The organism is Lysinibacillus sp. Y5S-8 (genome assembly GCF_036894365.1).
GTDB classification, from domain to species: domain Bacteria; phylum Bacillota; class Bacilli; order Bacillales_A; family Planococcaceae; genus Lysinibacillus; species Lysinibacillus fusiformis_D.
This window is the reverse complement of record NZ_CP145889.1, coordinates 4,543,210-4,556,480: the sequence shown is the minus strand read 5'-3', so window position 1 is coordinate 4,556,480 and position 13,271 is coordinate 4,543,210. Positions and strand designations below refer to the sequence as shown.

14 protein-coding genes are annotated in these 13,271 nt (G+C 38.1%); 12 read left to right on the top strand and 2 right to left on the bottom strand.

Translation table 11 applies throughout. The features are described from left to right. The first annotated feature begins 8 nt into the window (after positions 1–8). The 7 genes from V6670_RS22405 (at position 9) to V6670_RS22375 (ending at position 6,316) form a co-directional block, all read left to right on the top strand. Complete coding sequence (locus tag V6670_RS22405) at positions 9–611, top strand: class I SAM-dependent methyltransferase (RefSeq protein WP_141904530.1); 603 nt, start codon at positions 9–11, stop codon at positions 609–611. 381 nt (positions 612–992) lie between these two features. After that, positions 993–2,213 (top strand): ABC transporter substrate-binding protein, encoded by a 1,221-nt coding sequence (locus tag V6670_RS22400; protein ID WP_036123848.1) that lies wholly within the window; start codon positions 993–995, stop codon positions 2,211–2,213. A gap of 146 nt (positions 2,214–2,359) precedes the next feature. Then, positions 2,360–3,235, top strand: coding sequence for a branched-chain amino acid ABC transporter permease (locus V6670_RS22395; RefSeq protein ID WP_036123845.1), 876 nt, complete (start codon positions 2,360–2,362; stop codon positions 3,233–3,235). Between the two features lie 12 nt (positions 3,236–3,247). Continuing rightward, entirely contained in the window at positions 3,248–4,183 is a 936-nt protein-coding gene (locus tag V6670_RS22390; RefSeq protein ID WP_036123842.1) for a branched-chain amino acid ABC transporter permease, read from the top strand. Then, positions 4,183–4,962 (top strand): ABC transporter ATP-binding protein, encoded by a 780-nt coding sequence (locus tag V6670_RS22385; protein WP_141904529.1) that lies wholly within the window; start codon positions 4,183–4,185, stop codon positions 4,960–4,962. Before V6670_RS22390 ends, V6670_RS22385 begins: the two co-directional genes overlap by 1 nt. Then, on the top strand, positions 4,962–5,669 hold the full coding sequence (locus tag V6670_RS22380) for an ABC transporter ATP-binding protein (RefSeq protein ID WP_036123837.1): 708 nt from the start codon (positions 4,962–4,964) through the stop codon (positions 5,667–5,669). Before V6670_RS22385 ends, V6670_RS22380 begins: the two co-directional genes overlap by 1 nt. Before the next feature lie 146 nt (positions 5,670–5,815). Next, positions 5,816–6,316, top strand: a complete 501-nt coding sequence (locus V6670_RS22375; RefSeq protein ID WP_170829857.1) for a cupin domain-containing protein — start codon at positions 5,816–5,818, stop codon at positions 6,314–6,316. Positions 6,317–6,357: 41 nt separating this feature from the next. Here V6670_RS22375 and V6670_RS22370 read toward each other — a convergent pair whose 3' ends face one another. Both V6670_RS22370 and rluF read right to left on the bottom strand, forming a co-directional pair. Beyond that, complete coding sequence (locus tag V6670_RS22370; RefSeq protein WP_141904528.1) at positions 6,358–7,077, bottom strand: hypothetical protein; 720 nt, start codon at positions 7,075–7,077, stop codon at positions 6,358–6,360. Positions 7,078–7,100: 23 nt separating this feature from the next. Beyond that, on the bottom strand, positions 7,101–7,802 hold the full coding sequence (gene rluF / locus V6670_RS22365) for a 23S rRNA pseudouridine(2604) synthase RluF (protein ID WP_141904527.1): 702 nt from the start codon (positions 7,800–7,802) through the stop codon (positions 7,101–7,103). 240 nt (positions 7,803–8,042) lie between these two features. Here rluF and adh point away from each other — a divergent pair, with 240 nt between their 5' ends. The 5 genes from adh (at position 8,043) to V6670_RS22340 (ending at position 13,265) form a co-directional block, all read left to right on the top strand. Continuing rightward, positions 8,043–9,563 carry an aldehyde dehydrogenase gene (adh, locus tag V6670_RS22360; protein ID WP_338652153.1) on the top strand — a complete coding sequence of 507 codons (1,521 nt, stop codon included), beginning with the start codon at positions 8,043–8,045 and terminating at the stop codon, positions 9,561–9,563. 21 nt (positions 9,564–9,584) lie between these two features. Continuing rightward, the gene (locus V6670_RS22355) at positions 9,585–9,944 is read left to right on the top strand and encodes a DUF779 domain-containing protein (protein WP_338652151.1); all 360 of its coding nucleotides are present in this window, start codon (positions 9,585–9,587) and stop codon (positions 9,942–9,944) included. A 332-nt stretch (positions 9,945–10,276) separates the two neighbouring features. Beyond that, positions 10,277–11,245 (top strand): DUF4003 family protein, encoded by a 969-nt coding sequence (locus V6670_RS22350; RefSeq protein WP_338652150.1) that lies wholly within the window; start codon positions 10,277–10,279, stop codon positions 11,243–11,245. Positions 11,246–11,288: 43 nt separating this feature from the next. Next, a complete protein-coding gene (locus V6670_RS22345; protein ID WP_338652149.1) occupies positions 11,289–12,716 on the top strand; it encodes an aldehyde dehydrogenase family protein in 1,428 nt (475 codons plus the stop codon). Positions 12,717–12,785: 69 nt separating this feature from the next. After that, positions 12,786–13,265: an acyl-CoA thioesterase gene (locus tag V6670_RS22340; RefSeq protein WP_016992152.1), complete on the top strand. Its 480-nt coding sequence runs from the start codon at positions 12,786–12,788 to the stop codon at positions 13,263–13,265. Positions 13,266–13,271: the final 6 nt, after the last annotated feature.

The following is a 13,271-nucleotide window of genomic DNA, read 5'->3' as shown; positions in this document are numbered from 1 at the left end:
CTTTTCATATGAATGAACAACAGTTTGATAAATATTTGCATATTAACACAGTGGGAGAACAATATGGTTTCCCTAAACTCGCACACTATCATCGATATGAGCCAACACCATACAGCGGGTTGGAACAATTGTTTGAAGCGTATGAGATGCCGAACAATCCAGTATTCATTGATATGGGATGTGGAAAAGGAAGAGTGCCCATTTATGTGCATCATAAGTTCCATATTCCGACTATTGGGATAGAAATGGATGCAGGATTTTATGCAGAGGCTGAAGAAAATAAACGTAGTTATCTCCAAAAAACGAAAGCACATGCACCGATTTCATTTATTCATACAATAGCTGAGGCTTATGAAATAAAGTCACGTGATAATGTATTTTTCTTCTTCAACCCTTTTTCGATTCACATTTTTCGTACAGTCATTCATAATATTTGGAAATCCTATGAACAGCGAATGCGAGATATTCATTTAATTTTATATTATCCGCCTTATGATTATTTACAATTTTTACATCACGGAACATCATTTGAATTACTTCATGAGGTTCATTTAGAAAATGAAACCAATATTAATGAACGTCTTTGTGTGTTTGTATTAAAAAGAGCTTAGAGCTTGGGAAACCAACTCTAAGCTTTTCTAATTTAAATAAATAAAGTAACATCGCAGCAATTATTTTCAGGGAAATAATGATATAAGAAAATGAACGCTCTTACTTAGACTTTATTGTAAAAAAGTAATTTCATCTAATAGTTTTGTACTAGTCTTTATGTAAAATTAAAAGATAATTCACAAATAACTAATTATACTGAAAAATCACTCTAGACTAAATATAAAGAATGTTTTACAATGTAAAAGGCTTATATGAATAATATTTTTCATTCGTTTTAGATAGTTATAAATAATTATTTTTGCTATTGAGTAAATGAATTTAATTGTTTATAATTATCTGAAATATCTAATATTTTAGAAATTTTCAGGGGGAATTAAATTATGAGAGAGAGCAAAAAGCTTAAGAAGTTCGGTTCACTTTTAGTAGCATCTTCATTACTTGCTGGTGTTCTTGCAGGTTGTGGTAACGGAGACGATTCAAGTTCTGGCGGAGGCTCATCATCAGGCGGAGGTTCATCTGATGGCGATACAATTAAAATTGGTGCCAACTTAGAGCTTTCGGGGAATGTAGCATCTTATGGTTCCTCTATTGGGCTAGGTGCAGAACTGGCTGTAAAAGAAATTAATGATGCTGGCGGTATTGACGGTAAGAAAATTGAACTGATTAAAGTAGATAATAAATCAGAGAACTCTGAGGCAACCTCAGCTGCTATTAAACTAGCAACGCAAGATAAAGTAGTAGCAATGCTAGCGCCTGCAACTTCAGGAAATACAGTAGCAACGGTTCAAATAGCCAATGATAATAAAATTCCAATTGTAACTGGTTCTGGTACAGCGCCAAATATTACAGTAAACGAAGATGGCAGTGTGAATGAATATGCATTCCGTACATGCTTTATCGATCCATTCCAAGGAATTGTAGCGGCTAACTTTGCCTCAGGCGAGCTAGATGCGAAAAATGTAGCGATTTTCGCAGATAATGCATCAGACTATGCAAAAGGTTTGGCAAAATCCTTTAAAGAAACAATTACTAAGAGTGGCGGAAAAGTTGTGAAAGAAGAAGCTTATGTAGCGAAGGATACAGACTTCCGTACACAGTTAACAAATATTAAAGCATCAAATCCAGATTTTATCTTTATCCCTGGATACTACGAAGAAGTTGGTTTAATCGTTAAACAAGCACGTGAAATGGGTATTGATGTACCTTTAATGGGTGCTGATGGTTGGGATTCTCCAACTTTAATAGATTTAGCTGGTGCGGATGCATTGAATAACACATACATCACAAACCACTATTCTGCTGAAGACCCAGACCAAAAAATTCAAGATTTCGTAAAGGCATTTAAAGCGGCAAATGGTGACAAAGCACCTGACGCATTTAATGCACTTGGTTATGACTCAATTTACTACATTGCAGATGCGATTAAACGTGCAGGCTCTACGGATGGTGAAGCAATTAAAAATGAATTAGCTGCAACAAAAGATCTTTCTTTAGTAACAGGTACTTTCTCAGTTGACGAAAACCATAACCCAATTAAAACAGCAACAGTTCTTGAATTCAAAGACGGTAAACAAGTGTTCAACTCTAAAGTTAATCCTTAATGTTTTGTAAGCAAGGGGGAGGCGGGTAAACACGCCTTCCTTTTTATGTTTTAGATAACTAGAATGCTAACGTAATTCATAACTTTCTAGTATAGATGCATGTACAGATTTCTCATTTTTCAGAAAATTCAAAGGAGTGAATGCGCATGGAATGGATACAGCAACTTGTGAACGGTATTTCACTTGGAAGTATCTACGCGTTAATAGCGTTAGGGTATACGATGGTATACGGTATTATCAAGCTGATTAACTTTGCTCATGGTGATGTTTTCATGATCGGGTCATTTATTGGCTTTTACGCAATTGCTAAATGGGAGCTTGGTTTCTTCCCGGCTCTATTATTGGCAATGACCGTTTGTGCGATCTTTGGTGTTTTAATTGAACGTATTGCCTATAAACGTTTACGAAATGCAACACGTATCGCAGCATTAATTACAGCGATTGGTGTGTCATTGTTAATTGAATACACTACTATTTTCTTCAGAGGTGCTCAACCAGCAGCTTATCCTGAAGTTTTCAAAAATAAATCATTTGATATTTTTGGTGTACAAATTAGCAGTACATCCATTTTAATTTTATCAGTCGCAGTTGTACTGATGATTCTTTTACAATTCATCGTACATAAAACAAAAATCGGTAAAGCGATGCGTGCCGTTTCTCACGATGCAGATGCAGCTCGCTTAATGGGTATAAACGTTGATAATACAATCTCTGCAACATTTGCTATTGGTTCAGCTTTAGCTGGTGCAGCGGGTGTTATCTTCGGTGTTTATTATACAAAGATTGATCCTTTAATGGGTGTTATTCCTGGCGTTAAAGCATTTATCGCAGCTGTTCTTGGTGGTATTGGTATCATTCCGGGCGCTATGGTTGGTGGTATGTTACTAGGTGTTGTAGAGTCCTTAGTAAGTGCGCTTGGCTTCTCATTATGGCGTGATGCAGCGGCATTCGTTATTTTAATTTTAATTTTAATCTTCAGACCATCGGGTATCTTTGGTAAAAACGCCCGTGAGAAAGTGTAGGTGAGCGGTTTTATGAAAAAGTCTAAAATTTTTTGGGGCTATGCCGTAATAGCGCTAGTCATCTATGCAGTTGTGCAATTATTGATTACAACAGAAGTAATTGATTTGTACTACAAAAATATGTTAATCACAATGTGTATTAACATCATGCTGGCTGTCAGCTTGCATATTGTTATTGGGGTTACTGGACAATTCTCAATTGGGCATGCTGGGTTCCTTGCAGTTGGTGCATATGTGTCCGCTATCATTACCACAAAATTAATGCTGCCATTCCCATTGGCTATCCTTTTAGGGGCAGTCGCAGCAGCGGTTGCTGGTCTAATAGTAGGGATTCCCACTCTTCGTTTAAAAGGAGATTATTTAGCAATTGCGACACTAGGCTTTGCTGAAATTATTCGTATTATCTTTTTAAATACGGATTATGTTGGTGGCGCAGCAGGGATGCAGGTTAAATATTTATCCAACTGGACATATGCATTCTTTGGTGTTGTGTTAACGATTCTCGTTATCTCGAACTTTACAAACTCTCGTCATGGTCGTGCATGTATTTCCATTCGTGAGGATGAAATTGCAGCGGATGCTATGGGTATTAATACGACCTACTATAAAGTTGTTGCATTCGCGATTGGGTCTTTCTTTGCAGGTCTAGCTGGAGCTATTTTCGCACATAACTTTTATATTATCCAACCGACAACATTTGGTTTCTTAAAATCATTTGATATTTTGATTTATGTTGTACTTGGTGGCTTAGGGAGTCTTTCTGGTTCAGTGATTGCAGCGATTTTCTTAACTTTTGTATCAACTTATCTAGCAAACTTCCCTGAAACTCGTATGATTATTTATAGTTTAGTATTAATTATTGTCATGCTGTATCGTCCAACCGGCTTAATGGGAACAAAGGAAATTACGCAGTTATTTAAGTTTGGTAAAAAAGGAGGTACAAAATAATGACTGGAAACCTTCTTATAAAAGTTGAAAACATGGGGATTCAATTCGGTGGTTTAAAGGCGGTACAGGGTGTGAATATGTACCTTAATCAAGGTGAATTAGTAGGGCTAATTGGACCTAATGGTGCTGGGAAAACAACCAGCTTTAATATGCTGACAGGGGTTTATACCCCAACGGAAGGTATAATTACTTTTGCTGGTATGAGATTAAATGGACTTGCACCATATCAGGTGACGCAAAAGGGTATTAGCCGTACGTTCCAAAATATTCGCTTATTTAAAGAGCTATCTGTTCTAGACAATGTTAAGGTAGCCAATCATTCTCTTGCTAAGCATTCCATGTGGTCTTCTATTTTCCGTTTGCCAACTCATTTCAAGGGTGAGGCAGCAATGGAGCATCAATCAATTGAATTCTTAAAAATCTTTGGCTTAGATGTCTATAAGGATGAACTAGCTAAAAACTTACCATACGGAATGCAGCGTCGTTTAGAGATTGCTCGTGCTTTAGCGGCGAATCCCAAGCTACTATTATTGGATGAGCCTGCAGCAGGGATGAACCCGCAGGAAACACATGATTTAATGGAGTTAATTGCATTTATTCGTAAAGAATTTGGCTTAACCATTTTGTTAATTGAGCATGATATGAGCTTAGTTATGGGTATTTGTGAACGCATTTATGTACTCGATCATGGACAATTAATCGCTGACGGGACACCAGAAGAAATTCGCAACAATCCTAAGGTAATTGAAGCGTACCTTGGTGAGGAGGTTATCGGCTAATGCTAAAAGTACAAAATATCGATGTTTATTATGGCAACATCCAAGCATTAAAGGGCCTCTCTTTAGAAGTAAACGAGGGTGAAATTGTAACGTTAATCGGTGCAAATGGTGCTGGAAAAAGTACATTGTTAAAGACATTATCAGGTTTACTGAAGCCAAAAGGTGGCATTATTGAATACGAGGGCTTCTCTATTGCTGGGAAGGCAGCACAAACTATTGTTAAATCGGGGATTTCCCACGTTCCCGAGGGTCGTCGTGTTTTTGCCAATATGTCAGTAGAAGAAAACTTAGAGCTTGGTGCCTATCTACGTAATGATAAAGCTGGTATTAAAAAAGATATGGATCATGTTTTCGAGTTATTTCCGCGCTTATTAGAGCGTCGCAAGCAGCAGTCAGGCACATTATCTGGTGGGGAACAGCAGATGCTTGCGATGGGCCGTGCCTTAATGGCAAAACCAAAACTGTTATTAATGGATGAACCTTCGATGGGTCTTGCACCGCTAATGGTTAAAAATATCTTTAATATTATTGAACAGGTCAATAAAGAAGGTACAACCGTATTGCTTGTTGAGCAAAATGCTAATATGGCTTTATCTGTTGCTAATCGTGCGTATGTACTTGAAACAGGACGTATTGTTTTAGCTGGTTCAGCAAAAGAGCTTCAAGAGAGCGAGCAAGTAAAAGCAGCTTATTTAGGCGGATTATAGAATTTGAAGGGCATCTCGACAAAGAGATGCCCTTTCAGTTGATCTTCGATATATCAAGATTACCTCTTCATAAAGCTGATCCCTTGAAAAATCAAAGGTAGCCTTTTTACTTTATTTTTTGGTAAGGTGGAAAAAAGGAGTGATACATGTTGAAGTTTTCAGCACAATATTTTATTAAACAATTAAATTTAGCCGAACATCCAGAAGGAGGCTATTACATTTCATCATTTCGTGCCACAGACGAGCTAGCAGTGAGAGATGTTCAGAGACCTATTTATACGAGTATTTATTTCTTATTACGCTCACAAGATATCTCACATTTACATCGATTACAATCAGATGAGCTATGGTATTACCATGCGGGAAGTCCACTAACAGTTCATATGATTTTCCCCGATGGTACCTATGAGGCGAAAAAGCTTGGTTTGAATGTAGAAGCTGGTGAGGTACCACAAATTGCAGTTCCGAAAAATACCATTTTCGGCTCATCGGTGGAGGATTCCGAGACGTTTAGTCTAGTCGGGTGTATGGTTGCACCAGGATTTGACTTTGCAGATTTTGAATTGTTTACACAGGAAGAGCTTTTAGCAGACTATCCTCAGCACGAGGGAGTAATTCGTAAAATGGCTTACAAAACCATTAAATAGAAAAGTAGCCGTCTCAAAGTTTTTGAGACGGCATGATTTGTTCACCATAGTATTTCTTCAGGATAATTCAGTTGTATTTGGATATCATGTAATGCTTGCTTAGTCGTAATGGCTGCTTCCATTAGAGTTGATTTTAATGCCAAATATTCATGATCCTCTACCATTAATCGCACCGCAAATGCCGCTAAATGTGCTTTTCGCTCCTCTTTACTTAATTGGATATATTCTAGATTCAGAACATCAACATATTGCGTAGCAAAACGGAAAGTGAATGGATTTTTAGCATGTAGCATTCGGACAAACATAACGTAATCTTCCTCATCCATCTCCTGTTCCAAACAATCGGCAATAGCCGCTTGAAACTTGCGTAAAATGGCAATTTCATGATTCCACATAGATGCATTGTTTAACTGCTGATGCAAATCAATAAAATCATTTAAAGCAATCGCACTAAATATTATTTCTGGCCAAAGAATTTCTGTGGCAAAATAAACATTTTTATTAGGAAAGATCAGTTCATGTTGTGTCAGGACATTTTTATTAAGTCCGTTACTCACGAAATCAAGGTGATGTTCCCCGAGCATAGCATGTCTTAGTTTATAGCATACGCTTAAAATACGTAGTCGAGGACCTTGATAATCATAGTATTTATTTTCATCACCAGTTACTTTATAGATCGCATTGATTAGTTCATCTAAATCCCAATAATCCCCGCTAACCCGTACCCCTGTTAGTTGCTCTGTGCTTTGAATAGATATCATAGTCCTCGCCCTCCTTTAAGTGCTTATTTTGGTGTGTAGTTGAGTAGTTTGAATAGTTCTGTTTGTTCCTTATCTGTTAAATCACGCCATTGGCCCACTTTTAAATTACCAAGCTTAATATTCATAATACGAATACGCTGTAGGCGCTTAACGGAATAACCTAGCGCTGAGCACATTCGGCGGATTTGACGATTTAAGCCTTGCTCTAAAATGATTTTAAAAACTTTGTCCGAAATCTTTTCTACATGACAAGGTAAGGTTGTTGTATCTAGAATATCAACACCGGCTCCCATTTTTTTAATAAATTGCGCTGTTATAGGCTGATCAACTTGAACGATGTATTCTTTTTCATGATGGTTTTCTGCACGCAGAATTTTATTGACGATATCGCCATCATTCGTTAATAACAATAATCCCTCTGATTCCTTATCGAGACGTCCGATATGAAAAATACGTAAGGGATGATTGACGAAATCAACGACATTGCCTTTTATATGACGCTCTGTTGTACTTGTAATGCCGACAGGTTTATTCAGAGCAATATAGACAAGCTGTTGTTCTTTCTTTACCTCTTTTCCATCAACGCAAACTATATCACCTGTTTCAACCTGACTACCGACAGTCGCCAACTGACCATTAATGGTTACTTTTCCTTCAGCAACCCATTTATCAGCACCACGACGGGATATGATGCCTGTTTCACTTAAATATTTATTAATACGCATATTGTTCTCCTATATTTTATATTATTTTTAAGTATACCTTACCGTGTACATGCCGTGAATTCTAGAAGCTTTTCTAGCAAAAATAAATTAAATGGAAAAGTTTTTGAAAAAGTTGAAATTATTTTATGTTTCTGACAATATAGTAGTTGAGAGGGTTTCTATGAAAATAGTGTTATTCCGATATAAAATAACGTTTTTTCTAGATAGTTCTCATTAAATTGTGTAAAGGGGAGAAGTAAAATGGTTTATGCATTTCCAAACACTGAAGGATCGGTAGTTCAATTCAAACAGAAATATGATAATTATATTGGTGGCGAATGGACACCCCCAGTGAAAGGTCAATACTTTGATAACGTCACTCCTGTTACTGGACAAGTTTTTACACAAGTAGCACGTTCCACAACTGAGGATATTGAACATGCACTCGATGCAGCACATGCTGCTAAAGATGCATGGGGCAAAACATCACCAACAGAACGTGCAAACATTTTACTTAAAATTGCGGACCGTATTGAGGAAAATCTAGAAAAGCTAGCCGTTGCCGAAACATGGGATAACGGTAAAGCGGTGCGCGAAACATTAAATGCAGATATCCCTCTTGCAATTGATCATTTCCGTTATTTTGCTGGAGTCTTACGTGCTCAAGAAGGTTCCGTTAGCCAAATTGATAACGATACAGTTGCTTATCACTTCCATGAGCCGATCGGGGTAGTGGGTCAAATCATCCCTTGGAACTTCCCACTATTAATGGCAGTATGGAAGCTCGCACCAGCACTTGCAGCTGGGAACTGTGTCGTATTAAAACCTGCAGAGCAAACACCTGCATCTATTATGGTGCTGGTGGAATTAATAGAAGATTTATTACCACCAGGAGTCATTAATGTTGTGAATGGATTTGGCTTAGAAGCAGGGAAACCGCTTGCATCCAATCCTCGCATTGGTAAAATTGCCTTTACAGGTGAGACGACGACAGGTCGTTTAATTATGCAATATGCATCTCAAAATCTTATTCCCGTTACATTAGAATTGGGCGGTAAATCACCAAATATCTTCTTTGAAGATATTATGGATAAAGATGATGCCTTTTTAGATAAAGCAGTAGAGGGCTTCGTACTATTTGCTCTAAATCAAGGAGAAGTATGTACATGTCCTTCACGTGCACTGATTCAGGAATCTATATACGATAAATTTATGGAGCGTGTATTACAGCGTGTAGAAGCCATTAAAGTGGGCAATCCGCTTGATCCAAACACAATGATGGGCGCGCAGGCTTCAAGTGAGCAAATGGAAAAAATTCTTTCTTATTTAGATATTGGTAAGCAAGAGGGTGCACAATGCCTAATTGGTGGTGAGAAAAATAATGTAGGTGAGGGCTTCGAAAATGGCTACTACATTAAACCAACAGTCTTCAAGGGAAATAATAAAATGCGTATTTTCCAAGAGGAAATTTTCGGACCAGTTGTTGCTGTAACAACGTTTAAAACAAAAGAGGAAGCACTAGAAATTGCTAATGATACATTATATGGCTTAGGTTCTGGTGTTTGGACGAGAGATATTAATACAGCTTATCGCTTCGGTCGTGAAATTCAAGCAGGTCGTGTTTGGACAAACTGTTACCATGCTTATCCTGCACATGCTGCATTTGGCGGCTATAAAATGTCAGGTGTTGGTCGTGAAAATCACAAAATGATGTTAGCGCATTACCAACAAACGAAAAACCTATTAGTTAGCTACAGCGAAAACAAACTTGGTTTCTTCTAATTTGTAGGGAGGTGCATGAGCGTGGTTGAACGTGTACTAGCTACAGAAGAAGCGCTGGCACTAATCAATCTATTAAAAGATAAACATGGACCTGTGATGTTTCATCAGTCCGGCGGATGCTGTGATGGCTCCTCGCCAATGTGCTATCCAGAAGGTGATTTGCTATTAGGAGATCAGGATGTGTGCCTTGGAGAGATTGGCGGTGCGCCTTTCTACATGTACAAAAATCAATATGATTACTGGAAGCATACACAAATCATATTGGATGTTGTTGCGGGCAGAGGAGGCATGTTCTCATTAGAGGGCGTAGAGGGAAAACGTTTCCTAACAAGGTCAAGAGCCTTCACATCTGAGGAGTTACGAGCACTAGGGTTAATTTAAATGAAGGATAGTACAGCGGCAGAAAAATTTGCCGCTGTTTTTTATATTAATTTTTGTGAAATAGAGTATGTAAAGTGATATTGGTTGATGAATTTCTTAAAAATAGGAATAAATGTAATCGATCCTTTAAGGTGACGGTAAATAATAGTTTTCTTGTGGTTTTTGCTATCATCCTCAAGACCTCCTTTTATAGTTGTTAATATTTCCTATTAAATCAGATAAATGAAGTAACATACATTAAATTAAGTTTACTTTTTATGTTAATTGTTACAAAGAGGATTGAATCTTTCTCACAGATTGTCACGTAAAATGGGTAAAGGAGTGTGCTAAATATGGATTACGCGCTGATTGAAAATGAACTTACAAATACAGTTGAGGATGTATCAAAGGCTGCTGGTTGGACAGTCGATCGTAAAATTGTTTTAGCGATTGCTAGTAAATTTGTAGCGTCAGGAAAAACTTTTGATGCAATGAGATATAAAAATGTTTTGCAAGAGATGAAGAAGCAATCCTCGTGGATGTCCCCTTTACGAACAACAGTTGGATATAGTATAGCCGCCAATTTATTGGAGCAAGAAGATACTGAAAAGGCAGTCGAGGACTTACTTACAAATGTGAGTATCTTGAAGGAAGCAAAATTTAGAAGTGGCAATTTCAGCTATATCGGAGCACAGTTTTTGACTGAGGATGAACAAAATAAAAAAGCACATGCACAGGCAGCTAGAGCTTTATTCGATGCTATTCGTAAACATCATCCGTTTTTAACATCTTATGAGGACATTCCTTATGCAGTGTTATTGAGTAGTCCATCTGATGATGTTGAGCTACGGGCGGAAACAATGAATCGATATTATAAAGAACTACGAACATATAATTTTAATGCTGGTAATGAACTACAGTGGCTATCACAGGTATTAACATTTTTATCCCCACAATTTGATGTTAACCTAGCACCAAATGTTGTGGCACTCCGTGATATACTCAAAAACCAAAATGTAAAGGTCAAGGCTATGCATTATCCTTTACTCGGCTTTTTAGCCATACTAAATCTTACTAAAGCACAGCTTCAAGATATTATTGATTTATATCAAGAATTAAAGGACTTGAAATTATTAAAATGGCACCGTGAATTTGTTCTCTTTATGGCTGTACAAATCGCTATTTATGATATGGCGAAGGTGCAAAAATCTTTGTCCATGACCATTATGTCTTCCATTGAATTATTAATCCAAGCACAGCAAGCAGCGATGATAGCTGCGGTTAGTGCAGCTGCTATTGCATCAAGTTCAAGTTCTTCATGATAGAATAAAGGAGAACTTGATTATTTGGAGGTGCATTTGAAGGATGAAGGAAACAAAACTATGGATGAATGGTCAGTGGCAAGATGCCAAGGAAAGCTATGAGCTAACATCTCCGTATAGTGGTGAGGTTATTGCTCAGGTAGCAAAAGCATCGATACAAGATGTAGAGAGAGCAATCGAAGGTGCACAGCAGGCATTCCAATCGTTTAAAAAGACTACAGCCTACGAACGTGCCGAAATATTATATAAAGTTGTTGAGATTATGCGACAACGTAAAGAAGAATTTGCCGAAATTTTAGCATTAGAGGCAGGGAAGCCTATAGTAGCAGGATTAGCCGAAATTGACCGTACAATCGCAACCTATCAATTTGCGGCAGAGGGAGCTAAACAGTCTAAAGGTGAGACTGTTCCGATGGATGCAGCACCTGGAGCTGGAGATCGTATAGGCTGGACAAAACGAGAACCATTGGGTGTAATCTCAGCCATTACGCCGTTTAATTTTCCGTTCAATTTAGTGGCACATAAATTAGGCCCAGCATTTGCAGTAGGTAATACGGTTGTATTAAAGCCAGCAACACAAACGCCGTTAAGTGCTATTGTGATGGCTGAAATTTTTCGTGAAGCAGGATTACCTGATGGCGCGTTACAGATCGTAACAGGAAGTGGTGGCGAGCTTAGTGATACACTTGTTACGCATCCATACGTCAAAAAAGTAACCTTTACAGGCAGTAGTAAAGTTGGTTTGAGCATTAAAGAAAAGGTCGGTTTGCGTAAAGTAACGTTAGAGCTAGGTTCTAATGCAGCCGTGATTGTCGAACCATCGACGCCAATTCATAAAATTGTCAGTCGTTGCGTAAGCGGTGCTTTCAACTTTGCTGGACAAGTATGTATTTCGTTACAGCGTGTTTATGTGCATTCGTCCATCATTGATGAATTTACTGAAGCATTCGTTGAAGAAACGAAAAAACTTATAGTAGGAGACCCGTTAGATACAAAGACAGATGTCAGTGCCATGATTAATCCAAATGAGGTAGAACGTATCCGAGCGTGGGTTGAGGAAGCACGGGAACAAGGGGCAGTTATTGCAACAGGTGGCGAATTTACAGAACGTACTCTAACACCAACAGTTATGACGAATGTAACAGCTGACATGAGAATTGTCTGTCAGGAAACATTCGCACCAATCGTCTCAATTGTTTCATATGAAACATTAGACGACGCGATTCGACTTGTGAACGAGTCGGACCTTGGTCTAAATGCGGGTATTTACACGAATATATTGTCAGATGCCTTATATGCTGCAGACGAATTACAGGCTGGTGCTGTCATTATTAATGATATTCCGACATTCAGGGTAGATAACATGCCATATGGTGGGGTGAAGATGAGTGGTTATGGACGAGAAGGAATTAAGTGGGCCATTGAGGAAATGAGCGATATGAAATTTATTTCGATGAAAAAATCGTTCTAAATTTGCATCAGCTCTTTTTCTGCGATACGATGACGAAAGAACATTACATGAAGGGAAGTTGCAAGTATTATGCCAAACAACGCTGTACCAATGAGCCAATCACGTACGGTTCAATCGCGTCTCGTATTACCCCCAGACACAAATAATCACAATTCTATTTTCGGTGGAAGAGTGTTAGCTTATATTGATGAAATCGCTGCTATTACAGCAATGAAACATGCGAAGGGACTCGTAGTTACAGCCTCTATCGATTCGGTTGATTTTTTATCGGCTGCACATGTAGGGGATATTCTTGAAATCGAGAGTATTGTTTCGTCTACAGGACGTTCTTCTATGGAAGTTTACGTTCGTGTTGTTTCTCGTAATATTGAGACTGGCGAGGAAAAATTAACGACAGAATCCTTTGTTACGATGGTTGCAGTAAATGAGGAAGGGAAACCAGTACCAGTTCCTGCGATTTATCCTGAAACAGATGAAGAAAAACGTTTGTTTGAAACAGGGCCAGCAAGACGAGAGCACCGTAAGCAAAAACGTGCATTACCACATTAAGGAAAA